This is a genomic window from Lactococcus garvieae subsp. garvieae, from assembly GCF_029024465.1.
GTDB lineage: Bacteria > Bacillota > Bacilli > Lactobacillales > Streptococcaceae > Lactococcus > Lactococcus garvieae.
Genome location: NZ_CP118950.1, coordinates 111,393 through 137,053 on the forward strand (window position 1 = coordinate 111,393; position 25,661 = coordinate 137,053).

A 25,661-nucleotide genomic window follows, 5' to 3' on the forward strand; every position below is an offset into this window, starting at 1 on the left:
TATAATGGTAAAACATATTTTTATTATTGGGAGTCGTGGACTCCCTGCTAAATATGGTGGTTTTGAAACTTTTGTGGAAGAGCTCGTTAAACATCAAAAAAACGAAAATATTAAATATCATGTAGCTTGTCAAAGCGAGAATTCCGATTTGGCTCGTCTTTCGGATGGACATTTTGACTACTTAGGAGCAGATTGTTTTGCTATTGATGTGCCTAATATAGGTCCAGCTCGTGTTATCGCATACGATATCTTAGCTATAAAAAAATCTCTCGAAATCATCAAACAAGAAGGAATAGAAAAGCCTATTTTTTATATTCTGGGAAATACTATTGGTGGAGTTATTGGCACTTATGCTAAAAAAATACATAGCGTAGGTGGAAAGCTTTTTGTTAATCCAGACGGATTGGAATGGCGCCGGACCAAGTGGGCGGCACCCGTTCGTAAATACCTTAAGCTTGCTGAGAAAAAAATGGTTAAATATGCAGATTTAATTATCTCTGATAACGCAGGAATCAAAGAATATTTGACTGAAGAATATGGTCCTGTAAAGTCCGAAATTATTGCTTATGGCACTGAAACTGAGATATCCAGTTTGGATTTTTCTACAACTCTAGAAAAATTTGGTGTTAAAGATTATTATCTAATTGTGGGGCGTTTTGTTCCTGAAAATAATTATGAGGCACTGATTCGCAGTTTTATGGCATCAAATACAGAAAATGACTTGGTCATTATCACCAACTATGAAGGGAATGCTTTTTATGAGGCACTGCTTCAAAAAACAAAATTTGACCAGGATAAGCGAATAAAATTTGTTGGAACAGTTTATGATCAAAATGAGTTAAGGTATATACGAGAACATGCACTTGCATACTTGCATGGGCATGAAGTAGGGGGGACTAACCCAGGACTTCTTGAAGCGATGTGGTCCACTTCGGTTAATCTCGTTTTAGATGTTAATTTTAATCGTGAAACAGCAGGGGATACAGTACTCTATTTCTCTAAAGATGAATTAACTCAAAAAATAAATCAAGTTGAAAATTTGAGCGATATAGAACGAAATGACCTACAAAAAAAATCAAGAAGTAGGATTCAAGAAAGATATATGTGGGACTTGATATGTACCCAGTATGAGGAGCTTTTTGTTGAAAGTTAATATTTTAATGTCGACCTACAATGGTGAAAAGTATGTCGGTCAACAAATAGAAAGTATTCAGAAGCAAAGTTTTACCGAATGGAATTTGTTAGTGCGAGATGATGGCTCAAAAGATAAAACGTGTGATATCGTTGCTTCATATGCACAACTTGACCCACGGATTCAGCTCATTCAGGCTGAAAATAAAGGTGTGATTGAATCTTTCTATGAACTTGCTAAATATAATCAGGCAGATTACTATTTTTTCTGTGATCAAGATGATTATTGGTTGCCGGAAAAATTGCAAACAATACTTGATGAGGCAGTTAAGCATGATAATAAGAAGGCAAAACTTTACTATACAGATCTGAAAATTGTTGATAAAAATTTGCATATCATCAACGAATCAATGATTAGGAGTCAATCGGGGCATGCCAATACAAAACTAGTTCAGGAACTTACTGAAAATTCTGTAACCGGCTGTACAATGATGGCAAATAATGCTTTGATTAGACTGTGGAAGGACACTTCTGACATCATTATGCATGATTGGTATCTGGCTCTCCTTGCAGCTTCACAAGAAGGGTTGATTTATATTGATCAGCCCACAATACTTTATCGTCAGCATGAGGATAATGTTTTAGGGGCACGTACGCTTAATAAAAGGATCAAGAAATGGCTTCGACCTTATCTTTGGTTTAAAAAATATTGGTGGCTGATTATAGAAAGTCAAAACCAAGCAAAAAAATTACTTGTAGATGACATACAAATTTCAGAAGAAAATCGTGATTTGATTCAAAACTACATAAGCATTTTAGAACAGAATCAATCAACGCGATGTGCCTGGATTAAAAAGCATAACTTGCGCAAAAATAAATCAGGGCATACACGGATATTCCGCGCTTTGATTATTACAAAATTTGCCTATAAGGCCTTTCTGCGCTCAGATCGCAAGGATATTAAATAAAATTTGCAACAGCAAATTCTCGGAGGACTCTATGAATTTCTTTAACCGTAGAAACCAAATTCTACTCAAAGAATTGATTAAAACAGATTTTAAATTAAGATATCAAGGAAGCATCATTGGTTATTTATGGTCAATTCTTAAGCCTGTCATGCTCTTTGTAATTATGTATATGGTATTTGTGCGCTTTTTGCGTTTCGGATCAGCGGTACCCCACTTTGCTGTCGCACTTCTTTTGGCATTGACACTTTGGAATTTCTTTGCAGAAACAACAAATATGGGTATGCTTTCCATTGTATCGCGTGGAGATTTATTACGTAAAATTAATTTTTCAAAGCAGGTGGTTATCTTTTCGGTGGCAGCAAATGCGATGATTAACTTGATTATCAGCTTGTTTGTGGTTATTATATTTGCTCTTTTAAATGGCGTACAAATGTCTTGGACTGTTATTTGGGCGGTTCCTTTAATTTTTGAATTACTACTTTTTGCAACAGGTATCGCTTTTATCTTATCTACAATTTTTGTACGTTTTCGCGACTTGGGTCCCATCTGGGAGGTGGCAATGCAAGCGGGATTATATGGTACACCTATCATTTACCCCATTACACAAGTGTCAGCTACGCACCCTACAATTGCTAAAATTTTGATGATGAATCCAATGGCACAAATTGTACAAGATATGCGTTACATTCTAACGTTTAGTAATAATACAAATCCAACAGTATGGCAAATGATAGATAATCCTTTTATAGTAGTGATTCCTTATATTATTCCTGTCATCATATTTGGATTAGGCCTCTTTATTTTCACAAAGAATGCTAAGAAATTTGCGGAGATTATATAATGAACGATAATATAGCAGTAAAGATAGATCATGTCAGCAAGTTTTTCCGTTTACCAACTGAAGCAACAAATAGCTTGCGGACTCTTCTGGTTAATCGCTTACGCGGTATCAAGGGATATAAGGAACAGCATGTGCTGAAAGATATTTCTTTTGAAGTCGAAAAGGGTGATTTCTTTGGAATTGTTGGTCGTAACGGCTCGGGCAAGTCGACACTCTTAAAAATTATTTCTCAAATATACACGCCAGAGCAAGGGAGTGTAGAAATAGATGGTAAATTAGTTTCCTTTATTGAACTTGGTGTAGGTTTTAACCCAGAGTTAACAGGTCGGGAAAATGTTTACCTAAATGGTGCAATGCTTGGCTTTTCAAGAACAGAAATAGATGCTATGTATGATGATATCGTCGATTTTGCTGAATTGCATGAATTCATGAATCAAAAATTAAAAAATTATTCATCAGGGATGCAGGTACGTTTAGCCTTTTCTGTAGCAATCAAGGCTGAAGGTGATATTCTAGTTCTTGATGAAGTATTGGCAGTGGGTGATGAATCTTTCCAACGGAAATGTAACGACTATTTCTTGGAACGTAAAGCTGCAGGGAAAACGACGATTCTTGTTACTCATGATATGGGAGCTGCTAAAAAATACTGTAATAAAGCAGTTCTCATTGAAAAAGGATTGGTTAAAGTTTCCGGAGATGTCGATGAAGTAGCCAACCAGTATAGTTTAGATAACTTACAAACAGAAGTCTCGGATGGTGCGACACCAGAAACAGCAGAGGATTTAATTGAAAATCTTCAACTGAATATCCTCAACAATTCTAAAATAAGACCAGAAGATGATATTAAGTTTGAAATCAGCTATGATGTGAAAAAAGATATTGAAACTTATATTGCCTTTTCAATGACAGAGGTTGACCGTAATATCTGGATTTATAATGACAACTCCCTTGACTACATGACTCAAGGCCCAGGACAAAAAAAGGCAGTATATTCTTGTAAGCTTGATCAGGTGAATGACTTGAAATTAAAACTGCAAGTTTCAGTTCGTAATAATAAAGATGAATTGATTGCTTTTGCGGATGAAAAAGTGTTTATGATTAATCGTACTGATTTGGCAGATGACGACTTGAGTGCGAAAGATTCGGCAACAGGCTTAATCCAAAGAAACGGGGGATGGAAGTTTGGATAGCTTAGAAGATGGAAAGTTATGGAAGCCAGAAAATATTTTTTGGGTCTTCGCCATCTTTTTTGGCTTACTTTTCTCTTTTGTACAACCCCTATTTAATGAACCTGATTCGAGTTATCATTTTGATCATGCCATGTATATTTCGAATACAGTTGTGGATCGTTCAGCCATAGGTTTCTCAGGTGAAGACTATCAATCACAACAGATTGCTTTTACGAAAGTAAGTGATATGAAGGCTGAGGGGACTTATTTCAAGAACTTTTTTGAAACGAAACTGCCCTTATCCATAAAAAGGATGCAGACCCTAGAACCAGACGAGGCTACGGCACAAAGTGGGACTTGACTTGGTACAATGATGTGATGCATATTGTACCAGGACTAGGTGTCAAGCTTGGATATGCAATTTATCCTTCTATTGGCAGCATGGTCTTAACTGCACGAGTTTTTAGTTTGATTTTCTTTGTTTTAAGTATGTTTTTCATTATTAAACAACTCAGAGCATATCAGTTCCTCTTTGTTGCTATTTCTGTGACACCTACAGTTATTCAACAGGCAAGTAGTTTGAGTTATGATGTGTATAACTACGTGGCGAGTGCATTTATGATTATGGCAGTTATAAATATAGCTGTGGATATTAAGTGTGGGTCAGAAGTGAGCTTTAAATCCTTCTTTTTAAAGATTTTAGCACCATCTGTTATGCTATATTTTGCTAAAGAAAATGCCTAGCTTATATACTTATCTTTGCTCTTTATATTTATTTATCTTTTAGGGAAGAGGTTTGGCTTTAAATTATCAAAACTGCAGGCTGCTCTTGGAGTGTTTATATTAATAGCTATGGGTACGGGTTTGTTTTATTTTATGTTTTCAGATCAGCTTTTCTTGATCGCCAAGAAAATGTTTTACAGCCTGATTGAACCTTATTATACCGTTCTAACAACAGAGGTTATTAGTGGCACCACTACAGCAGCGCTCCCAGCTTGGTTTTTCCCTATCCAATTTACTGTTCTTATTATTCTTTTTCTTTCCTATACGAAAGAAGTAGTTCCAAGATGGTTTGCTTGGGGAGCGCTGAGTCTAGTATTACTTAATTTTTTAGTAATAATGGTGTCTTATGCTATTGATCCAGGATTTATTGATTATCCAGGTCGAATTATCACAGGGCCTCAAGGCCGCTATTTTACACCTTTTCTTTTACTGTTAGGGCCAGTCTTTACACTTATAGCTAAAAAGATTACAGTAAAGTCTGGAGCTGCGCTCATTCATTTACTTGTTGTTATGAGCGTTTTTGCCCTCCTTCTTAACTTCTTAATCTAGGGATTACATCAATAAAATTTTACCAGTTACAATTGCCAGCAGACGAATGGCGCTCAGGTATTCATCATTATATATTTAAATAATTTCAAATAAGGAGAAACGTATGGAAAACAAAGTTTCAGTCGTTGTTACTTGTTATAACCACGAAGAATATATTGAAGGATGCTTGCGCAGTATTTTTAAGCAAACATATAAGAATATAGAGCTTTTAGTTTTTGATGATGGTTCGACTGATGACTCAGGGCAAATTATTGAAAAAGTGCTAAAGGACAGTCCTTTTTTAGGTGAAACTTATTATTTCTCATCTAAAAATAGAGGCGTTATCTCAGTACGTAATGATGCTTTATCTAAAATAAAGGGGGAGTTTCTCCTTTTTGTTGATAGTGATAACTTTATTGATCCCGAGCACATTGAATGGCTGCACCATTCTTTGACAAAAGAAGGTGCAGATATTGCATATTGTCAATTATGGGACTTTGTGCATGGTAGAAATGTCCTAAGAGATGACTTAGAATACAGTCTATCTAAAGAGTTAACAGGCAATCTTATAGATGCTTCTTCGCTGGTACGCACTTCTAAAATATCTGGTTTAAAATTTGATGATGCTCTAAATGATAAAGCTTTAGAAGATTATGATTTTTGGCTATCTATGATTTTGCTTAAGGAAGCAAAATCGATTTTTGTGAAAGAAACGAAGTTAAATTACCGGGTTTTAGATACTTCTAGAACAGAGCGAGGAAATTGGAATAAATATTATCAGTCGTATTTTTATATTTTGGATAAGTATGTGGACTTGATTCCTAGAGAAATCATTCAAGCCTTAAAAAATAATATAAAGATTTGGCTGAAAGGTTATGAAGATTTAGAGAAAAAAACCAGTGAGCAGGATGCTGCGATTCGTGAAAAAGATAAACACATTGAAAACTTCCAAAAAGAAGTAGCTCTACTCAAAGAGAAGCTTAACCATCAGGAGAATAAGTTAGCTGAAAAAACCGAGCTTATACGGGCTTTCGAAAAGTCTTTCTTCTACAAACTTTATAAAAAAAGACTAAAAGTAAAAGATATTAAGGGGTAAAAAATGAAGCGTCTGCTGTTATACGTTCATTACAATAAATATAATCAAATTAGCGACCATGTTCTTTATCAGTTGAGACAGATGAAACCATTGTTTGAAAAAGTAGTATTTATTTCAAACAGTCAGCTTTCAATTGAAGGACAGGCCAAGTTGACAGGTTTGATAGATGATTTTATTCAAAGAGAAAATAAAGGCTTTGATTTTGGTGCTTGGCGTGATGGAATGGCGCACATTGGCTTTGAACAGCTAAAGGAATACGACTCCGTAACGATTATGAATGATACTTGTTTTGGACCTTTATATGATATGGAGCCTTATTATGCTGAATATGAAGCGCGTGAGGTTGATATTTGGGGGATAACGAATCACAGGGCCTACCAAGAATCAAAAAATCATGGTTTTGCGGAACACATCCAATCCTATTATAAGGTTTTCAGTCATAAAGTTATTTCTTCAGAAGTCTTTCAAAACTTTTGGAAAAATATTGAAGACTTTGAAAATGTACAAGATGTTATTGACCACTATGAAATACGTTCAACCACGGTCTTTATAGAAGCTGGTTTTAAATATGAAACTATTCTTGACACACGCGAGCTTGATGATTCACGTCTTTTGCATCCAGATTTTTCATATTACGCACCAGATGTCATCTTGCGTGAAAAAGTCCCCTTTTTGAAGGTGAAAGCTTTTCAGAGCAACGAAAGTGCAGGAATTGCTAAGTTCATGTTGGATTATGTGGGAGAAAACACTGATTATCCGAAAGAGCTGATTGTTGAACACCTTTCCAGTGTGGACTATCCAGATGCCAATTATCTCCTGGCTGAAAAATATCTTGGTGTTGCGCAAAATCAAATCATCACTAAGAAAATTGCAGTGCACCTCCATGTGTTCTATCCAGAATTATTGGAAGAATTCATGGCTGCTTTTGCTAAGTTCCACTTTGATTACAGTCTCTACTTAACGACCAATACCGAGGAAAAAGAGCAGATTATCCAAAAATATTTGGCAGAACATCAGATTCAAGCTGAGCTTGTACGTACGGCAAATTATGGTCGAGACGTGATGCCCTTCTTAGCTTTAAAGGAAAAATTACGCCAGTATGATGTTGTTGGTCACTTCCATACCAAACGTTCATTAGAAGCCTCTTTCTTTGCTGGGGAATCATGGCGGACAGAGCTAATTGATATGCTGATTAAGCCGGCTGATAATATTATGCGTAATTTTGAAGAGAGTGACAAGCTTGGAATTGTCATTGCTGATATTCCATCATTTTTCCGCTTCAACCGCGTCGTTGATGCAGACAATGAAAATAAAAAAATTGCGCCCATTATGAACGATATTTGGAAACGAATGAAAATGCGTAAAAAAGCGAATTTTCATGATTTTAGAACTTTCACCATGAGTTATGGGACCTATTTCTGGGCCAAAACAGAAGTTCTAGAACCATTATTCGATTTAGAAATTATGCAAAGGGAAGTTCCAAAAGAACCCCTGCCACAAAATACAATTCTACATGCCATTGAACGGATTTTGATTTATTTGGCTTGGGATAAAGATTTAGATTTCAGAGTTAGTAAATCCAGCCAAGAATTATCACCCTTTATTGATGCCCGAACCTTCAATCAACGTTTTGGCATCACAGAGGAAAATGCTAAGGACATCCGGCTGACTTTCGTATTAAAATTAGCAGTCAAAAAAACCTTACGCCTAATAAAATACAGAACCTATAAACTTTTGGGCAAGGATACAACACACATATAAATTAGAGGATCTATGGATACAATAAAACTACCAAACAAAAAATACAAGATTGAAACTTTATTTTTAAGTTTGGCTCTTGTTTTTGGCCTGCTGACGGTTTTTGTGCAGCCTATCTTTGCTGCGCCGGATGAATTTACGCACTTTAAACATGCTTACAGTATATTTCATGATGATACAGATGGATTATTTGCTGAGGTGGGACGCTTAACCGTCCCGATCCCTTACGAAGGACCAGCACTCAACGAGAATGCTCTGAATAGCCCAGATAGCAGTTTTGTGTTTGAGTCAGCATACAAAGACGGCAGCTTTCTACAGAAGTATTTTGTAGATCAAGTCCCTAGTCAGGGATATCTGGGCCTAAATTTGAGCTTTTCAAATCTGCAGTGGCTCCCACAAGCGATAGGTATCCTTATCGGTAGCTGGTTGCATGCGAGTTTTGGAGTGATGATTATTCTAGGGCGCCTGCTTAATTTTTTAGTTTATCTTTTTGCTCTTTATTTTGCAATTAAGAAAGCCAAATTTGGAAAGTGGCTTATGGCAGCAGTCGCGCTACTTCCAATTAGCATTCAGCAAGCTGCATCTTTGTCTTATGATGTGCTTTATTATGTGTCTGTTTTTGTCTGCTTCTCGCTGATGACAAATCTATGGACCCGTAAAGAACAGCTTACCTCTCGACATTACCTTTATCTAGGTTTGACCGCATTACTTTTGTTTATTCCCAAGTCAGCAGTGTTGGTATTAGGTGTCTACTTTGTGACCTTGCCTACCCGACTTTTTGGCCAGAATAAGTTGACTAAAATAATAGACAATTTCTGGACTTTTTGGGCAAAACATAAAAAACTTGCTCTATTAGCTATCCTGATATTTTTCTATGCCTTATTTGTTTATGAATTTCGTCAGGCTGGCGGCGCTATTCGTGGATTCCAAATCATGTTTAATACTTTCTTTAGGCCCGATTTCTATAATAATATGGATAGTATTTTAGTGAGTGGTATGATTGGCAATTTTGGTCAGATGACTTACCGTCTGCCTGCTTGGTTGGTTGTGATTAACTTTGTGTTCTTGTTCTTACTGGGGGTAAGTGAGAAAGAGGTGCCCTTGGATAAACGTATATCTGTCTCAAGCGGGATTTCTTTCATTTTAGTTATTCTGATGACAGCCATTATGATGTATATGGGTTGGACATTGATCCGCTTAAATATCGCAGGGGCTTTGATTAGTTTGGGGAATCAAGGGCGTTATTATACACCGTTCCTTATTATATTGACCCCTTTAGCTTTAAGTTTAAAAAAATATATTAAAGTTGATATGACTGAAGCGATTAAAATCAAGGTTTTTAAATATATTACGGTGTTTAATCTTATATACTTCATATTGTTGACAGTTTTATTCTATTATGCAGCAGATCGAGGAGCAAATTTATTACCTGATTTAATTGCGTGGTTAAAAAATCTGATTTGAGGGAAATACAAACGGGGAAAACTTAGTTTGTTTTTCATTGGGATATAAGATATAATGGTTAAGATGTAAGTTGTGAAAGTATTGTAAGGAATTAAAATGAAGGAAAAAACGGAACAGAAGATATTACTAATTATTCCTGCCTATAATGAATCTGAAGGTATCGTTGATGTGATAAAAACAGTTGATCATTATCGAGCAAACTGCAGGTATCATTTGGATTACGTGGTAATTAATGACGGCTCAACAGATAATGAGGAAGAGGTACTGCGGGTACATAATATTAATCACGTGGAACTAATTCAAAATTTGGGGATTGGAGGAGCTGTGCAAACGGGGTATATCTATGCTTTAAAAAATAACTATGATATTGCTGTGCAATATGATGGGGATGGGCAGCATGATATTGAATCCTTACCCAATCTGATTGAACCGATTTTGGATGATGAAGCAGACTTTACAGTTGGTTCACGTTTCTTGAATGAAAGTAATTCGGAATTTAAATCATCAAAGACACGTCAATTAGGAATAAAAATTCTTTCTTCATTGATTTACTCCACTTCAAAATTTAAAATTAAAGATGTAACCAGTGGTTATCGCGCTGGTAATCGAAAGGTCATTACGCAATTTACAAAACGTTATCCGAGGCAATATCCAGAACCAGAGAGTTATATGCATCTTTTTGCGAAAAATATTCGCGTTAAAGAAGTCGGTGTGCGTATGTTTGAACGTACCACTGGAGTGTCAAGTATTAATCTAATCAAAGGCATAAACTATATGGTGAGTGTCTCACTTGCTGTTTTAGTGTCGTCCTTGATTGGGAAGGAGAAAGAGTGATGCCGATTCAATTAAGGATATTAGCTGTTGTTTTATCAGTTATCTTTTTCGTTTATGTTATCCAATTGATTAAAAAAGACAAAGCAGAAATAAGGCACATGCTCAAATGGTTTATTTTGGCACTTATTATTTTATTTGGTGCACTTTTCCCAAATATTGGCAGCAGAGTAGCGCATGTTTTAGGGATTAGTACGCTGACCTCTTTGGCCTTATTTATATTGGTAGGCTTACTACTCCTTATCTCTTTGAAGTATCAAATGTCGCTGATTTCTGCGGAAAAGCAGATTAAAAATTTGGTTCAAGAAGTTTCACTTTTGAAGAAAAAAGTGGAAGAGGATAGGAAGAAAGACTAGTATTCTAGTAAATTAAAAAGTTGCTTAAAGGATAGGAAATGAATAAAACACTAACAATTACAGTACCAAGTTATAATACAGAGCAATACATCGATGAGTGTATGCCTTATTTGATTGACGAAAATATTATTGATGATATTGAAATTTTGGTAGTCAGTGATGGTTCCAAAGATAATACAGTAGCAGTGGCGACTAAGTGGCAGGAAAAATACCCTCAAGCTATTCGAGTAATCGAAAAAGAGAATGGAGGGCATGGGTCTACCATTAATCGTGGAATCCAAGAAGCAACAGGAAAATATTTCAAAGTTGTTGATGGTGATGATTGGGTTGTTACTGAGAATTTAGTAAAATTAGTAGAATTTCTGAAAGATAATGATGTGGATTTAATTAATAATCCTTACTTTGAGCATGATGAAGTGACTAAAGTAGAAACTTTAATGATGGCATTGAACATCCCTGCTTTTCAGATTAACGATTATGCGAAAATTGTGGAAGAAATCAAAATTCCACCCATGCACACTGTCACTTACAAAACAGAAATTTTAAAAGAGAACCGTATTCATATTGATGAAAAAATGTTCTATGTTGATGTGGAATATATTACTTTCCCTTTGCCCTTTATCAAAAGTCAAGTCTATCTTGATTTTCCAGTTTATGTTTATCGGGTAAATTCAGGCACTCAGAGCATGGCAATTGATAACATGGTAAAAAACCGTCAAATGCATTTGACCATGTTGAAACATGAATGGGATTTTATCAAAGCTTTACCAAAAACCACGCCTTCGTCAGTGAACAAAGTATTGCATCAAAGATTTTCAGAACTTATCTTGGCTCAATATGTAGTTAATTTGTCAATAGAAGATAAGTGGACTCGTAAAGCGGAGACAAATGAGTTCACGGACTTTTTAAAACAAGAACAAGTGGATGAAAATACAGAAATTTTAGGCATGAGTAAAAAGCTTATTAGGACCGGTGGAAAAATTATTTTCCCAGCGGTTAAATTTCGTAAAATTGCCCAAAACAGTAAGTTATGGCGCGACCTAGAACGTGGAATTCTGAATCGTGTTAAGCGCATGAAAAAATAAATATGAGAAGGTATAAGAGATAGAGAATGGTCCAATTTCATTAGAAAATGAGATGTTATATGTAAAACATACGGGATTGAACATTCATTTTATAAATTTGATATAAGAAAGAATAAATAATGGATAAGTTAGTTACGGTCATCATTCCTTGCTACAACGCAGAAAAAAATATTGAAGCAACCATTCAAAGTGTGTTGGAGCAAACAATTGGTCCAGAAAAATTACATATTTTGCTGATTAATGATGGAAGTAGTGATGGCACTCAAGACAAACTTGAACAGCTTCAAACCGCTCACCCAGAAATTGTCACAGTCATCACACAAGCAAATCAAGGGGTAGCTAAAACTAGAACAAAAGGTATTTCAATGACTGAAACAGCTTACCTTACTTTTCTAGATGCTGACGATATTTTAGAACCGTACTTCTTAGAAAATCTACTTTCAGTAGCAATTGAAGGTGATTTTGATGTTGTAAGTTCGGGGATTCAAAGAAAAAAATATTCCGGGGAAATCGTAAAAGAATTTAAAGTTAAAAAGCCAGATACAGAATGGGCTAAATGGATATTAATGAGTTCCTGTGCAAAAATTCACCGGACTCAATTTTTGAAAGAACAGAATATTCACTTCCTGGATTCTTTATTTGGGGAAGATGCCTATTTTGTATTAAGTGAGATTATCAAGGGTGCTAAGTTTAAAGTGCTTGATTATATAGGTTATACTTGGATGCTTAATCCTGAGTCAATGACGAATACTCGCTATAATGGTATTAGTGAATATAACTCTAATCAAATCATGATAATGTTAGAATCAATGATTGATTTAGGGGCTGATTGGGCAGATGATGATTTATTCAGTTACTTTATTTTGAAACAGGCAGTGAATAGATGCTTATCTCCTGGTAAAAATGCAACACCCGAGGAATTTATGCGCCACTATAAGCGAACCATAGCCTTACTTAAAGGAAAGTATCCCAAAACTCTCCGCAATTCTCTGGTTTTTCGTGGTCCAGAAGGCGAAGAAAAATTTGTTCGCTATGCCATCGCAATGTTTGTAATCATCCATCGATTAAAATTAATGCCCCTGTTCTCTAAAATTTATTGTAAAGGGAAAGAGAATACTAATTAATGGAGAAATTAATGAAAGATGGAATTTGTAGTAATCAGCTTTATAGTAATGGAGGTTTTGTTTGGAAAAAATAGATATTGTAGTGTCATGGTTAGATGATAGTGACCCTAAATGGCAAGCAGATTTTAGTGAATATCGAAAAAAAGAAAACCTATCCATGTCAAAAAACTCAGCTAATAATGCCTCGCGTTTTAGAGATTATGACACTTTTCGGTATTGGTTTAGAGGAATTGAAAAAAATGCGCCTTGGATAAATAAAATATATCTGGTCACATATGGACATAGTCCTGAATGGTTAAATCTTGAACACCCTAAGTTACAACTCATGAAACATGAAGATTTTATTCCAAAGGAATTTCTCCCAACCTTTTCATCAGTTACTATTGCGATGAACCTTCATCGTATTCCTGGTTTGAGTGAAAATTTTGTGTATTTTAATGATGATATGTTTTTGATTAATCCAACAAAAACGACAGATTTCTTTAAAGAGGGCATTCCATGCGATATGTTAACTTTGATTCCGTGCGCCACTTATGAAGAGCTAGATCACTTACATATTAATAATATGAATTTGATTCATCGAAAATTTACCAAACAAGATATCTTGAAGAAAAATTTATGGAAGATGATCAACTTTAAAACGAGTTTGCCATATTTGGGGACGACCTTATTGCAACTTCCTTATCCAACCATCTCTTATATCATCCATTTTCATTTGGCTACACCGTTGAACAAATCAATGTATGAAAAATTATGGGAGGAATATCCACAAGAATTTACTCAAGCTTCTACTTATAAATTTAGAAATATAAACGGCATAGACGATTGGTTTATTCGCTTATATTCTTTGTGTAGTGGTAATTTTGTTCCTAAAAATATGTATAAGTTTGGGCGCTTTTTTAAGCTCAATGTTCAATCAAATGTTGATAAAATAGTAAATTCAAAACTGAAATTAGTTTGTTTGAATGACAATGAAGCACTCGATGATGAGGAGCTGCAAGTAATTACTCAAAGGGTTAAAAAGGCTATGGAAATAAAATTTCCTCAAAAATCAAATTTTGAAAAGTAGTAGGAAGTATGAACAATAATAAAAATGTTTTAGCAGGGATAGTGACCTTCAATCCTGATAAAGAAAGACTTTTGGAAAATATTAGTGCGATAAATAATCAAGTGGATAAGTTAGTTATTGTTGATAATGGTTCTGATAATATTGATGAAATTGAAGCGTGTAAAATACAATTCCCAGAAATGATTGTTTACAAATTTGGGAATAATCGAGGAATTGCTGCGGCTCTTAATCGAATTGGAGAGTTCGCTGTTTCCGAAAATTATGATTATTTTTTGACTTTGGATCAAGACAGTGTTGTGCTTCCTGGGTTAATTGATGCGTACCAAAAGTACTTGGAATTGCCTAAGTTGGGACTTTTGAATTGCTACCAAACAGATAGAAACGTCATTGAAAAAGATAGTGAACTACCAAAAGAAGTGGAGACATTAACTTTCGTGAGAACTTCAGGGAGTTTAATGCCGACCGCCTTATTTATTGATGGAATTAAATATGATGAGGATTTATTTATTGATAAAGTTGATTATGATTTAAATCTATTATTAGCGAAAAACAATTATAAACTTTATCGCATTCCCTATTATGGTTTGGTCCATGAATTAGGATATATTTCTTATCACAATTTTTTGGGAAGAAAGGTAATGTCCTTCAATTATTCTCCTTTTAGGAGATATTACATAGTAAGAAATTCTATTTTACTTATGAGAAAGTATGGGATCAATAAAGTAACACTGAAGTGGCTTTTAAATGACTTTATTGATGGAGTCAAAACTTTGCTCTTTGAACAGGAAAAGTGGAAAAAAACTCAAGGTGCTTTAAAAGGACTTTGGGATGGCATTAGATACGAAACGTAAAGAAAATTCGTAATTCTTTTGTGAGAGGATTATTAGCAAATAAAACCTAACATTAGCTCCTAGTGGGTAAAGAAATAGGTGACGACTAAAAAGATTAGTCAAAGAGTTTTTACACATATAAAACTCAAAAGAAGTGAGGAAACATGGCAAAATTTTATTTTTCGTTTGATGGGAATCAAGCAAATAATGGTGGGAATAAAGCTCGAGAAGATGCAGCTTTCATTTTTCATAAAAATGGCTACCAAGCGATAACAACTAAGTTTATTTCAGAAAAAGTATCGGTACTACGTTACCTAATGTTTATTCCTTTTGGGATATTTTCGGTTCTCAATTTGAAACCTCAAAGTGAAGTAATCATGAATTTTCATCAGTTTCCTTTTAGAGAGAGATTAGTTTTCTACATGTTGAGAAAGCTGAAAAAAAGAAAGCAGTTGAAGCTTGTAGCTTTGATTCATGATTTACCAGAGCTACAATATAACCGATCATTTGATAATAAGTGTTATAAAATTGATAATCTGCGTAGCTTTGACCTGATTATCGCGCATAATCCTTCAATGAAAAAATGGCTGGTGGAACAAAACTTTTCAGAACAAAATATTGTTTCTTTACAAATATTCGACTATCTTACCGATGCAGAGCCTCAAGGTGGTAGATATGGTAAAGAAATCATTATTGCTGGAAATTTAAGGCAAGATAAAACCAAGTATTTATCAAGCTTAGACAAAATAAATGATGTGAAATTTAATTTATATGGCCCGAATTTAGATATGGATTTATCTAATATAAATAATATAGAATATATTGGGAATTTCTCGCCAGCTGAAGTTATTACGAAAATTTCAGGTTCATATGGCTTGGTTTGGGATAGCGAATCTTTAGAAGGCGGGCAAGGATATATGGGAGCCTACCAACGCTATAACAACCCGCATAAGGTATCGTTATACCTTGCTGCAGGATTTCCAGTTATTGTATGGAAAGAAGCGGCTCTCGCTCCATTTGTTTTAGAGAATAATATCGGAGTAGTGGTTGAAAACTTGACAGAAATATCAGTATGTCTTGAAAATTTGTCAGAAGCTCAGTATACAGAAATGAAGCAAAATGTAAGTGAGATTGGTAAAAAACTGAGAAATGGTTTTTATTTGTCAGAAGCAATCAAACAATTGGAAAAATAATTAATAATAGCTAAAGGAAATTTATTATGAAATATAATACAAAAAACTATGACTACCTTATTGTCGGCACAGGCCCTTATGGTTCAATTTTTGCCCATGAAGCAGCAAAACGTGGCAAACGAGTTCTAATGCTTGAAAAACGTAATCACGTTGGTGGTAATATGTATACCCGTAAAGAACATGGTATTAATGTTCATGAATATGGGGCACACATTTTCCATACGGATAATAAAGAAGTTTGGGATTATATTCAACAATTTACAGAGTTTAATGGTTATATTAATCAGGTTGTTGCAAACTATAAGGGAGAACTTTATAATCTTCCATTTAACATGAATACCTTCTACCAAATGTGGGGTGTGAAAACACCTGAAGAGGCGGCAGCTAAAATAGAAGAACAACGTGCATCAGCAGGTATCTTTGGTGCGTCTAAAAATCTGGAAGAACAAGCTATTTCATTGATTGGTACAGATATTTATGAAAAACTGATTAAAGGTTACACAGAAAAACAATGGGGGCGCCCAGCAACAGAACTTCCAGCTTTCATTATTCGTCGTTTACCTGTACGTTATATTTTTGATAATAACTACTTTAACCACCGTTATCAAGGCGTACCAGTTGATGGCTATACAGCAATCTTTGATAAAATGCTAGCAAGCGATTTGATTGATATTCAGCTTGATACAGATTTCTTGGCTGATAAAGAAACATATCTTGAAGAGTTTCCACGTATTGTCTATACAGGTATGATTGACGCGTTCTTTGATTATAAGCATGGTGAATTAGAATACCGTTCTGTTCGCTTTGAAAGTGAAACATTTGATTCAGATAATGTTCAAGGCAATGCGGTTATCAATTATACTGATCGTGAAACACCATATACACGTGTCATGGAATGGCGTCATTTTGATCAGCAGGCAGATCAAGGGAAATCAATTGTCACCAAGGAATATCCACAAGATTGGGATCGCACAAAAGAAGCCTACTACCCCGTTAATGACCAAAAAAATTCAGACTTGTTTAAAAAATACCGCCAAGAAGCAGTTAAGGTTGACAACGTGATTTTTGGAGGACGTTTGGGTAATTACCAGTATTATGATATGGACCAAGTTTTTGGCGCAGCCTTAAAAGTTGTAGAAAAAGAATTTGGCAACAAGGATTAAAAATTGAAAGTCTTAAAAAACTATATTCTTAATAGTTCTTATCAACTTCTTATTGTAATTATACCTATAATCACAATACCTTATATTTCACGAGTATTAGGACCAGAAGGTATTGGTCTCAATACTTTTACGAGCGCTATCGCCCAATATTTCATCCTTGCGGGGAGTATTGGAATTACAACTTATGGTAATCGAGAAATAGCTTATCATCAACAAGATAAAGCTAAAAGAAGCCAAATTTTTTGGGAAATATCTTTTTTAAGATTTATTACCATTTTTTTGGCTTTATTGGCCTATGGTGTCTTCCTATATTTCCAAAAGGAAAACCTCCAGATTTATCTTTTGCAAGGCTTGGCTATTCTGGCTGCCGCTTTTGATATTTCATGGTACTTTATGGGAGTTGAGAATTTTAAGCGTACAGTTGGAAGAAATTTTATTGTTTCACTTATCTCCGTTGGCTGCTTGTTTATATTTGTTCGTAATGAATCAGATTTGCCAATTTATGTAGCTATTATCACAGGTTCTCCTTTGATTGGTAATCTTTCACTTTGGCCTTATTTGAAAAAAGAAGTTTATAGGCCGAATTTTACCAGCTTAAAAATTAAAAAACATTTGTACCCTACGCTTATGTTATTTCTCCCACAGATTGCCACACAAATTTATTTAGTTGTCAATAAGAATATGATTGGTATGATGGATTCTATTGTTCATGCAGGCTTCTTTGCCCAATCCGACAGTATTATTAAAGTTACCTTATCTTTAGTGACTTCTTTGGGCGTTGTCATGCTCCCTAGAATTTCTAACATGTTTGCGGAGAAGGATTACGAAGGAATCAAAAGAACTGTAACTCGGTCTTTTGATATTATGAGTTCCCTAGCTATTCCAATTATGTTTGGAATAATGGGAATCTCTCTGAAATTCGCTCCATTTTTCTTTGGTTCTTCTTTTGATCAGGTAGGAACTTTGATGATGATAGAAGCACCGATTGTTGTTTTTATTGCTTGGAGTAATGTTTTAGGGATTCAGTATTTATTACCACTGAATAAAATGAAATACTTTACAACTTCAGTAACTATTGGGGCGGTCTTAAATGTTTTGATCAACCTTCTATTTATCCCCTTATTTGGAGTGATTGGCGCAATGTTTGGGACAGTCATTGCGGAAGGTGCAGTGACTGTCTATCAAATGTATATTTTGAGAATTGATTTTGATATTAAATCTCTTTTGACAAGAACTTGGAAATATACAATAGCTGGTTTTATCATGTTCCTTTTGGTATTTTATATGAGTCAAAATATGCTGATGAACCTCGCAACACTTGCCATTCAAATTTTTGTAGGCATGTTGGTTTATTCAGTAATTATTACCTTATTGAAAAGTGAGGTAACAGAAATGATTAAGGGGATATTTCGGAAACGGAAAGAAGAAAAGCTAAATGAAAATCAATAAGATGATAAAGAGTAAAGTTTTTTGGTGGGGCGTATTGGCTGTGTTGCTCATAAGTATAAGTGGAACAACAAGCTTTGACAGGGCAAGCGCAGATTCGGTAAGAAAAGTTAAAATAATTGTTACATCCAATGGAAAGCCTGTTTATAATACATTTTACTCTGGGAAAAGTCTCCAGCCTGCATATGAAAAAATAAAAACAGGTAGTATTACCGATGAGGACATGAATACCATCGTATGGAAGAATTTATCGGATAACAATATAGATATTTCAAAGGTCTTTAAAATTGGCCCCGGGATGACTCACTCTGCTAGTGAGACACTTGAAATTTTGCGGCAGTTAGCGAATGCTGGAGGAAATGGTGTCGCGCTGATAAATTACTTTAATCAAGACACACCAGGGACCATTTTTCACTGGCCAGGGAATGCTTCAAGACGTTATACTGATAATTCTGGGGAAGCGGAGGCTACTCTACCAATGGGTGTAGTGGCAATTTCAGACATCAATGGCGCCATATTAAAAATTGTTGAGGTTACTTCAGAGACGGAAACGATAAATCTAGATAAGGTAAATACTTCGGAAGAAATTTCTGGTGAAATAGTTGACTTGCCTAGAAAAGCACGAAATACTCCTAGACAATATGTAGTTGAATATGGACAAGAGGTAACTTACAAGCTCACGATAAAAAAAGAATTTATTAGCGCAAATACGTCAATTTCCATCATGCCACAGTCTAATCTTGTGATTGATGATATTTCTGTACCTTATAGTAAGAAGAGTATTTTTCCTGCCGCAGCTACTCCGCAGTCTTTTGGAGTAGTTCCAAACTTAGGGTTAAGTAATGATTTGATGCTTTCTCAGCTAAAATCAGATATTCAAAGAAATTTGTATAATGGTATAATCGAAAGTTATTCGCTTGAAGTTCCTCAAAGAGATTCAGATTTTTCGTTTGAAATCAAGGCTCACATTGATCCAGCTATTCAATTTTCACGAACAGTTTACGACATCTCAACCAATGTGCCTGAAACTCAGGTGGATATGACTATTGGTGGAGAAAATATTCAACCAAATGCAGATTATTTTATGAATGTTACTGCGAATAATGGTGAAAAACTCCTTAACTATAGTATGCCAGTGATAAGAAGTACAGGTGCTAACTTTGTAACTGTAAAGTCTGGGTCGAAAGAGCTTGTTTCAGATTATAGCTATTTCCTGGGCTACAAAGACAATGGAAAAAATTATATTTATTCTAATACGGGGTGGCAAGAGGCACCAGAAAATCTTTCAACATTAGATAGTTCATCTTATAGAGTTTTTTCAGGTGGAAAAATTTATTATTTAGGAAGTGGTTTCTCTATGGATATTCCACTGAATACGAGTTCCTTTAGCTTTAATGCTGAACAAAGTTTGAAAGCTAATCAATCATTAATTAAATTTTATGGTTTGGGACAAGGACGTGACTATTTCTTATATACAGCACGTGTCCCAGAGAATAGCGCATCTCCGAGGAGTGAAACTCACTTTGAAGCTTTTAGTAAAGATAAACTAACTCCGTCGGGCAGTGCTTATACATATTCAACAACACGGTTTGCTAAGAATCAGGATTTCAATATTAATAATAAAATCCCGGACTATGGAGCAGGTGTTCAGGAGTATCAAGCGATTTCAGTTGACGGATCGTCACGTGCTAGCGCAAAAATGCGAATACTATTATTTGTTGGTGGAACAGTAGTATTTATTGTAATTGGAGCTTTTATTTTGATAAGACGAGAGGTAAGTGATGACAAATAGTTTTGAAGAGAAAATCCCCCGAATTTACCTGACTTTAGCTCTAGCTTTTGGTGTGATTCTATCCTTAGCGATGCCTTTTTTCAATGAACCTGATGGTCAGTACCATTTTATGGTTTCAAGTGCGATAACCAATCATACTGTGGACATTTCACGATATGGTGAAACTGCTGTTGGAACAGGTATGGATAATCAAAAAGAGTCTTATCAAAAAGGAACTCGCTTTGAAAAATATTATTTGACCAAAGCCACCATTATGTCTCCTTTACAATCGCCTCGGAATTTAGATTTAGATAACAAGTTGAGTTATAAGTATTTAGGACATATTGTCCCAGCAATGGGAATTTGGGTAGGTCATAGAGTATATTCTTCTTTAGGAGTGATGATTACATTTGGCCGTTTGTTGTCGATGGTGGTTTATAGTTTGGCCATGTATTTTATTATAAAAAAATTAAAATTTGGTCAACTATTGTTCATGCTTGTAAGTCTTAGCCCAGTAGTGGTAAATCAATTTGCCAGCTTGTCTTATGATGCGCTTGGCTATGTTGTAGTAGCAGCTATAGTTGCTTTGGCAATGAACACCCTTATTAACCGAAGGATTGATAAAGTTTCACTTTTACAGATGCTTTTCTTAGGAGCGAGTTCTTTTGTACTAGTTAAGCCGAATTTATTACTGGCCAATTTATTATTCCCTGGTGTTATTTTCTATGTAAAATGGATGGAAAATACACATGGTGTCCGTGGTTTATCTAAATTGAAGGCTTATATGGAAGAGAAAGGGCTTTTTTCACCTAAGTGCAAGATAATTGCTATGAGCGCTATTGCTCTGTTAGGATTTTCTGTTGCTACGTATGTGACCAGTCCTAAAGGTGGAATCTTTGAGGTTGTCTCTAGGATTTGGATGTCCATGACTTTCCAATTTAATAATACTATGAGTGCGGGAAGTGATATGGGCTTGTTAGTTTCCCCATATGCCGGCTTTAATTATATGCCAGTTTGGCTTCTCGGACTGTGGTTTGTAATGGTTGCACTAGTCTTGCTAGCGGATAAAAACGAACATGATTCGAATTTTATAAGTGTTATTTCCTTGATTGTTGCTACACTTGGAGTTCTTTCTGTTTATTATGGCTTCTTATTTTATGGAAGTATAAATCCAAGTTTTGGATTAAGATTCGGTATACAGGGAGTGCAAGGAAGGTATTCTACGCCATTTTTACTCATTATTCCTTTGATTGTTTCTAATAAAAACCTTAAGTTAAAAAGGATAGGGTATAATAGAACCGTATTCTTTGTGGTTATTGGAATTATTCTTTCCAATTTCCTCCTTGTGTTCAATACCTTGTGGGCTATGATTTATGTTTGACACACAAAGAATCTTGTTGTGTATTAGAAATAAATTGGATTATTTTTTCAGAGCAGTTCATGAAGGAAAACTCATTTCCAAAGGAACTTTTACAGAAATAGCTTGGCGTAATAAGCTTAGAAAATAACGGTAATGATACAAAAAAATAGTTTGGAATATTTTCCAAACTATTTTTTTGTATTATACAAATTTATTTTTGTCCATACCAAGCAATACCTTCATACTTCCAACCTCGTGTAACGAGTACGCTCTTCTCATATGAATCCATTGTGATGAAGTGTGCCCCTACACCTGCTGCAGGATTGTAGAGTCGATAAGCTGGTGTTGCTGAGCTACTGTCTGAATAGAAGGCCACCCCTTCTCTTCGCCAGCCATGTTTAGAGGTTAATACACTTACTTCGTAAGCATCTTTTGTATAAAGATGTTCTCCTGAACGTGGATCATAAACGCGGTAGACGGGGACGCTAGAACTCTTCGGTGCTTTCCAAGCTACGCCCTCATATTTCCAGTCTTTAGATAATTGTGGGAGTCGATCTTTTTCATTCGCATCTTTTGTATATAAATGCTCCAAATTACGATTGTTATACAGGCGATAAATATTTGTATACCCTGAAGGTGCAGGTGGATTAACAGGAGCAAAAATATTTGCATAATCAATACTAACATCTAAAGGACTACGTCTACTGAAGTTTGTAAAGTACATTTGACTTGTATATTGCCACGAACCAAATTGTGTGTTTTGAAGATTAGAAGCACTTGGTTTTCCATATAGATACTGAGCGATCCACATGTTTTTTGCCCCCAACTTACTTGGCTCCATTTGGCCGACGCCATCCACTGCCCAAGCTTTTGAAGCATAATGACGTGTATTTACAAACCCTTGCTTTTTAAGTTGATCTGCAAAGTTTTGTGATGCAACTGTCCAATCCCAGTAAGGCATAGTTCCCACACTATCTTTTGGAACATATTCTGCGTCGTTAATCATGACAGTACCTGTCGTAAGGCCATATTGTTTAGCAACATTTGCAAAGAAATTCGCTTCTGCTCGTGCAGTATTGTTTACAGTTGCTTGAGCCGTTTTACCTGACTCTGAGAAGTGTGAAAAGTGGTAAACAGCAACAGTGAGTCCCGCATTTTTAGCCATTTGAATTTGGGCTTTAGCTGCGGGGTTAATATAAGTTGTGCTTTCCGTCAGTTTAACAATCACTGTCTTAACACCTTGTGCTTTAAGTTGATTGAAATCACTTTGTGTCATCCAATCTTGCCAAGAAGCAATGTCGACAGCATCTTTTCGTGGTAGACTTGTATCATTGGATACCAGGTCAGAGGGGGCATTTCTTAAACTGGCTTGGGCTGTCTCTGCATCGTCGGCAATGGCACGACGCACTCTGCTGGAAACTTTTGGAGTCTCAGTATTTTCTTGGATGTCTTCCTTTACTGTCTGCCCTTCTTCATCGATAGGCGCTAAGTTTCCTTGAGCATCAATAGGAGCGGTCATTGGATTTTCTTCGGTTTGTACTTCAGCGTAATACCCCATCGGGTGATTGTCCACGGGTACTTCAGCAGTATCTGCTTGTGCTGCATGAGCAGCAAGCGCGATGAAACATAAACCCGTAAATACGGCTGCTTTTCTTAAATTAATCATTATTTCCTCATTACTATTTCTTTAGTTATATATCTTTTATTTTAACAAAAACCTTAACTCAATTAAAGCCTTTTGCGAAAAAATATTGACAAATATGGTGAAAAATCATTGAAATCCCTAAAAGATAGTGATAGAATAGTAAAAATATATATTTGGAGGATAAATTTAATGTCAAATTGGGAAACAAAGTTTTTGAAGAAGGGTTACACTTTTGATGATGTGTTATTGATTCCAGCGGAATCGCATGTACTGCCAAATGAGGTGGACATGAGTACCAAACTCGCGAAGAACTTGACATTGAATATTCCGATGATATCTGCTGCAATGGATACTGTAACAGATAGTAAAATGGCTATTTCAATGGCACGTCAAGGTGGACTTGGTGTTATCCACAAAAATATGAGCATTGCTGAGCAAGCCGAAGAAGTGCATAAAGTAAAACGTTCAGAATCTGGCGTTATTACTGATCCTTTCTTCTTAACACCTGAGCATAAGATTGAAGAAGCGGAAAACTTGATGGCGACTTACCGTATTTCGGGTGTACCCATTGTTGAAACTTTGGAAAATCGTAAGCTTGTGGGTATTTTGACAAACCGTGACCTTCGTTTTGTTTCAAACTACAATCAAGAAATCAAAAATGTGATGACTTCTGAAAACTTGATTACAGCACCTGTGGGTACTTCATTGCGTGAAGCTGAAGAAGCACTTCAAAAGCACAAGATTGAAAAATTGCCATTGGTTGACGAGAGCGGGAAGCTTGCAGGTTTAATTACAATCAAAGATATTGAACGTGTGATTGAATTCCCTAATGCGGCGAAAGATAGCCAAGGGCGTCTTTTAGTTGCTGCAGCCGTTGGTGTAACCTCTGATACTTTTGATCGTGCCGAAGCTCTTTTTGCAGCTGGTGCCGATGCTATTGTCATCGATACTGCGCATGGTCATTCAGCAGGTGTATTACGTAAAATCAAAGAAATTCGTGAACACTTCCCAGAGCGTACATTGATTGCAGGGAATATTGCTACGGGTGAAGGTGCACGCGCACTCTTTGAAGCTGGCGTTGATGTTGTTAAAGTCGGAATTGGCCCAGGTTCAATCTGTACTACACGTGTTGTAGCAGGTGTTGGTGTGCCTCAAATTACAGCTATTTATGACGCGGCAGCTGTTGCGCGTGAATACGGTAAAACAATCATCGCCGATGGCGGAATCAAGTACTCTGGCGATATCGTTAAAGCTTTGGCAGCAGGAGGAGATGCGGTAATGCTCGGCTCAATGCTTGCCGGTACAGACGAATCACCAGGTGAATTCGAAATCTTCCAAGGCCGTAAATTTAAAACATACCGTGGAATGGGTTCACTTGCAGCAATGAAGAAAGGCTCAAGCGACCGTTACTTCCAAGGCTCTGTCAATGAAGCAAATAAATTGGTTCCTGAAGGTATCGAAGGTCGAGTTGCCTATAAAGGTACAGCGACCGATATCGTTTTCCAAATGGTTGGTGGCTTGAAATCAGGTATGGGCTACACTGGGGCAGCAGATATTCTTGCCTTGCATGAGTCCGCACAATTTATCGAAATGTCAGGTGCTGGTTTGAAAGAATCTCACCCACATGATGTTCAAATTACAAAAGAAGCACCAAACTATTCAGTACAATAAGCGAAAGGCAGAGAGTATCTGCTTTTTTATTTACATATCGAGTTGACAAACCTGTAGCCATTTGATAGAATGTTAGGAGTGCTCTTTAAGAGTAAATACGAAAATGAAATGGGGTGAAATCAATGTCAAAAACTATCGTTCGTAAAAATGAATCGCTTGACGACGCTCTCCGCCGTTTCAAACGTTCAGTAACAAAAGCTGGAACTCTTCAAGAGCTCCGCAAACGTGAACACTACGAAAAACCTTCTGTAAAAGCTAAACGTAAATCAGAAGCTGCACGTAAACGTAAAAAATTCTAATTGAAAATTTTGAACCTGCCTTTGGGCAGGTTTTTTTATTTTTTTTTATTGCTCTTGCCTTTATTATGCTCGTCGGAAGG

General features: G+C 35.9%; 24 protein-coding genes. 23 read left to right on the forward strand and 1 reads right to left on the reverse strand.

The window, feature by feature from the left end:
* Positions 1–4: 4 nt before the first annotated feature.
* The 21 genes from cps2T (at position 5) to PYW30_RS00650 (ending at position 21,987) form a co-directional block, all read left to right on the forward strand.
* On the forward strand, positions 5–1,153 hold the full coding sequence (gene cps2T / locus PYW30_RS00550; RefSeq protein ID WP_014024154.1) for a beta 1-4 rhamnosyltransferase Cps2T: 1,149 nt from the start codon (positions 5–7) through the stop codon (positions 1,151–1,153).
* Positions 1,143–2,099, forward strand: coding sequence for a glycosyltransferase family 2 protein (locus PYW30_RS00555; protein WP_080719668.1), 957 nt, complete (start codon positions 1,143–1,145; stop codon positions 2,097–2,099). Before cps2T ends, PYW30_RS00555 begins: the two co-directional genes overlap by 11 nt.
* A gap of 31 nt (positions 2,100–2,130) precedes the next feature.
* Complete coding sequence (locus PYW30_RS00560; RefSeq protein ID WP_023889993.1) at positions 2,131–2,940, forward strand: ABC transporter permease; 810 nt, start codon at positions 2,131–2,133, stop codon at positions 2,938–2,940.
* Positions 2,940–4,130 (forward strand): ABC transporter ATP-binding protein, encoded by a 1,191-nt coding sequence (locus PYW30_RS00565; protein ID WP_023889994.1) that lies wholly within the window; start codon positions 2,940–2,942, stop codon positions 4,128–4,130. The genes PYW30_RS00560 and PYW30_RS00565 overlap by 1 nt, the downstream gene beginning before the upstream one ends.
* Positions 4,123–4,470 carry a hypothetical protein gene (locus tag PYW30_RS00570; RefSeq protein ID WP_232254519.1) on the forward strand — a complete coding sequence of 116 codons (348 nt, stop codon included), beginning with the start codon at positions 4,123–4,125 and terminating at the stop codon, positions 4,468–4,470. Before PYW30_RS00565 ends, PYW30_RS00570 begins: the two co-directional genes overlap by 8 nt.
* A 17-nt stretch (positions 4,471–4,487) precedes the next feature.
* Positions 4,488–4,853, forward strand: coding sequence for a DUF2142 domain-containing protein (locus PYW30_RS00575; protein WP_232254518.1), 366 nt, complete (start codon positions 4,488–4,490; stop codon positions 4,851–4,853).
* A gap of 15 nt (positions 4,854–4,868) precedes the next feature.
* On the forward strand, positions 4,869–5,441 hold the full coding sequence (locus PYW30_RS00580) for a hypothetical protein (protein ID WP_232254517.1): 573 nt from the start codon (positions 4,869–4,871) through the stop codon (positions 5,439–5,441).
* A 103-nt stretch (positions 5,442–5,544) separates the two neighbouring features.
* Entirely contained in the window at positions 5,545–6,516 is a 972-nt protein-coding gene (locus PYW30_RS00585) for a glycosyltransferase (RefSeq protein ID WP_042218061.1), read from the forward strand.
* A gap of 3 nt (positions 6,517–6,519) precedes the next feature.
* On the forward strand, positions 6,520–8,277 hold the full coding sequence (locus PYW30_RS00590; protein ID WP_042218059.1) for a rhamnan synthesis F family protein: 1,758 nt from the start codon (positions 6,520–6,522) through the stop codon (positions 8,275–8,277).
* Positions 8,278–8,289: 12 nt separating this feature from the next.
* A complete protein-coding gene (locus tag PYW30_RS00595; protein ID WP_042218057.1) occupies positions 8,290–9,738 on the forward strand; it encodes a DUF2142 domain-containing protein in 1,449 nt (482 codons plus the stop codon).
* Between the two features lie 96 nt (positions 9,739–9,834).
* Positions 9,835–10,572 (forward strand): glycosyltransferase family 2 protein, encoded by a 738-nt coding sequence (locus tag PYW30_RS00600; RefSeq protein WP_042218055.1) that lies wholly within the window; start codon positions 9,835–9,837, stop codon positions 10,570–10,572.
* Positions 10,572–10,925 carry a DUF2304 domain-containing protein gene (locus PYW30_RS00605; RefSeq protein ID WP_042218053.1) on the forward strand — a complete coding sequence of 118 codons (354 nt, stop codon included), beginning with the start codon at positions 10,572–10,574 and terminating at the stop codon, positions 10,923–10,925. Before PYW30_RS00600 ends, PYW30_RS00605 begins: the two co-directional genes overlap by 1 nt.
* 38 nt (positions 10,926–10,963) lie before the next feature.
* Positions 10,964–12,010 carry a glycosyltransferase family 2 protein gene (locus tag PYW30_RS00610; RefSeq protein ID WP_042218051.1) on the forward strand — a complete coding sequence of 349 codons (1,047 nt, stop codon included), beginning with the start codon at positions 10,964–10,966 and terminating at the stop codon, positions 12,008–12,010.
* A 119-nt stretch (positions 12,011–12,129) separates the two neighbouring features.
* The gene (locus tag PYW30_RS00615; RefSeq protein ID WP_042218049.1) at positions 12,130–13,134 is read left to right on the forward strand and encodes a glycosyltransferase family 2 protein; all 1,005 of its coding nucleotides are present in this window, start codon (positions 12,130–12,132) and stop codon (positions 13,132–13,134) included.
* 61 nt (positions 13,135–13,195) lie between these two features.
* Positions 13,196–14,203, forward strand: coding sequence for a stealth family protein (locus PYW30_RS00620; RefSeq protein WP_042218047.1), 1,008 nt, complete (start codon positions 13,196–13,198; stop codon positions 14,201–14,203).
* A gap of 8 nt (positions 14,204–14,211) precedes the next feature.
* Positions 14,212–15,054 (forward strand): glycosyltransferase, encoded by an 843-nt coding sequence (locus PYW30_RS00625; protein WP_042218045.1) that lies wholly within the window; start codon positions 14,212–14,214, stop codon positions 15,052–15,054.
* 143 nt (positions 15,055–15,197) lie between these two features.
* Positions 15,198–16,226, forward strand: coding sequence for a glycosyltransferase (locus tag PYW30_RS00630; RefSeq protein WP_042218043.1), 1,029 nt, complete (start codon positions 15,198–15,200; stop codon positions 16,224–16,226).
* Positions 16,227–16,252: 26 nt separating this feature from the next.
* Positions 16,253–17,389, forward strand: a complete 1,137-nt coding sequence (gene glf, locus PYW30_RS00635) for a UDP-galactopyranose mutase (protein ID WP_042218041.1) — start codon at positions 16,253–16,255, stop codon at positions 17,387–17,389.
* A 3-nt stretch (positions 17,390–17,392) separates the two neighbouring features.
* Complete coding sequence (locus PYW30_RS00640; protein ID WP_042218039.1) at positions 17,393–18,838, forward strand: oligosaccharide flippase family protein; 1,446 nt, start codon at positions 17,393–17,395, stop codon at positions 18,836–18,838.
* A complete protein-coding gene (locus PYW30_RS00645; protein WP_042218037.1) occupies positions 18,825–20,627 on the forward strand; it encodes a hypothetical protein in 1,803 nt (600 codons plus the stop codon). The genes PYW30_RS00640 and PYW30_RS00645 overlap by 14 nt, the downstream gene beginning before the upstream one ends.
* Positions 20,617–21,987: a DUF2142 domain-containing protein gene (locus PYW30_RS00650; RefSeq protein WP_042218035.1), complete on the forward strand. Its 1,371-nt coding sequence runs from the start codon at positions 20,617–20,619 to the stop codon at positions 21,985–21,987. Before PYW30_RS00645 ends, PYW30_RS00650 begins: the two co-directional genes overlap by 11 nt.
* Positions 21,988–22,177: 190 nt before the next feature.
* Here PYW30_RS00650 and PYW30_RS00655 read toward each other — a convergent pair whose 3' ends face one another.
* The gene (locus tag PYW30_RS00655) at positions 22,178–23,632 is read right to left on the reverse strand and encodes a GH25 family lysozyme (protein WP_042218033.1); all 1,455 of its coding nucleotides are present in this window, start codon (positions 23,630–23,632) and stop codon (positions 22,178–22,180) included.
* A 168-nt stretch (positions 23,633–23,800) separates the two neighbouring features.
* Here PYW30_RS00655 and guaB point away from each other — a divergent pair, with 168 nt between their 5' ends.
* Both guaB and rpsU read left to right on the forward strand, forming a co-directional pair.
* Positions 23,801–25,282, forward strand: a complete 1,482-nt coding sequence (gene guaB, locus PYW30_RS00660; protein ID WP_003133714.1) for an IMP dehydrogenase — start codon at positions 23,801–23,803, stop codon at positions 25,280–25,282.
* Positions 25,283–25,404: 122 nt separating this feature from the next.
* Complete coding sequence (gene rpsU / locus PYW30_RS00665) at positions 25,405–25,581, forward strand: 30S ribosomal protein S21 (RefSeq protein ID WP_003134539.1); 177 nt, start codon at positions 25,405–25,407, stop codon at positions 25,579–25,581.
* The last annotated feature ends 80 nt before the right edge of the window (positions 25,582–25,661 follow it).

What these genes read in the sequence shown, in the direction of transcription:
- PYW30_RS00595 (WP_042218057.1), top strand. Translation starts at nt 8,290, where the DNA reads ATGGATACAATAAAACTACCAAACAAAAAATACAAGATTGAAACTTTA.
- rpsU (WP_003134539.1), top strand. Translation starts at nt 25,405, where the DNA reads ATGTCAAAAACTATCGTTCGTAAAAATGAATCGCTTGACGACGCTCTC.
- PYW30_RS00590 (WP_042218059.1), top strand. Translation starts at nt 6,520, where the DNA reads ATGAAGCGTCTGCTGTTATACGTTCATTACAATAAATATAATCAAATT.
- PYW30_RS00600 (WP_042218055.1), top strand. Translation starts at nt 9,835, where the DNA reads ATGAAGGAAAAAACGGAACAGAAGATATTACTAATTATTCCTGCCTAT.
- PYW30_RS00610 (WP_042218051.1), top strand. Translation starts at nt 10,964, where the DNA reads ATGAATAAAACACTAACAATTACAGTACCAAGTTATAATACAGAGCAA.
- PYW30_RS00585 (WP_042218061.1), top strand. Translation starts at nt 5,545, where the DNA reads ATGGAAAACAAAGTTTCAGTCGTTGTTACTTGTTATAACCACGAAGAA.
- PYW30_RS00575 (WP_232254518.1), top strand. Translation starts at nt 4,488, where the DNA reads ATGCATATTGTACCAGGACTAGGTGTCAAGCTTGGATATGCAATTTAT.
- cps2T (WP_014024154.1), top strand. Translation starts at nt 5, where the DNA reads ATGGTAAAACATATTTTTATTATTGGGAGTCGTGGACTCCCTGCTAAA.
- PYW30_RS00625 (WP_042218045.1), top strand. Translation starts at nt 14,212, where the DNA reads ATGAACAATAATAAAAATGTTTTAGCAGGGATAGTGACCTTCAATCCT.
- PYW30_RS00605 (WP_042218053.1), top strand. Translation starts at nt 10,572, where the DNA reads ATGCCGATTCAATTAAGGATATTAGCTGTTGTTTTATCAGTTATCTTT.
- guaB (WP_003133714.1), top strand. Translation starts at nt 23,801, where the DNA reads ATGTCAAATTGGGAAACAAAGTTTTTGAAGAAGGGTTACACTTTTGAT.
- PYW30_RS00560 (WP_023889993.1), top strand. Translation starts at nt 2,131, where the DNA reads ATGAATTTCTTTAACCGTAGAAACCAAATTCTACTCAAAGAATTGATT.
- PYW30_RS00655 (WP_042218033.1), bottom strand. Translation starts at nt 23,632, where the DNA reads ATGATTAATTTAAGAAAAGCAGCCGTATTTACGGGTTTATGTTTCATC.
- PYW30_RS00565 (WP_023889994.1), top strand. Translation starts at nt 2,940, where the DNA reads ATGAACGATAATATAGCAGTAAAGATAGATCATGTCAGCAAGTTTTTC.
- PYW30_RS00630 (WP_042218043.1), top strand. Translation starts at nt 15,198, where the DNA reads ATGGCAAAATTTTATTTTTCGTTTGATGGGAATCAAGCAAATAATGGT.
- glf (WP_042218041.1), top strand. Translation starts at nt 16,253, where the DNA reads ATGAAATATAATACAAAAAACTATGACTACCTTATTGTCGGCACAGGC.
- PYW30_RS00650 (WP_042218035.1), top strand. Translation starts at nt 20,617, where the DNA reads ATGACAAATAGTTTTGAAGAGAAAATCCCCCGAATTTACCTGACTTTA.
- PYW30_RS00645 (WP_042218037.1), top strand. Translation starts at nt 18,825, where the DNA reads ATGAAAATCAATAAGATGATAAAGAGTAAAGTTTTTTGGTGGGGCGTA.
- PYW30_RS00615 (WP_042218049.1), top strand. Translation starts at nt 12,130, where the DNA reads ATGGATAAGTTAGTTACGGTCATCATTCCTTGCTACAACGCAGAAAAA.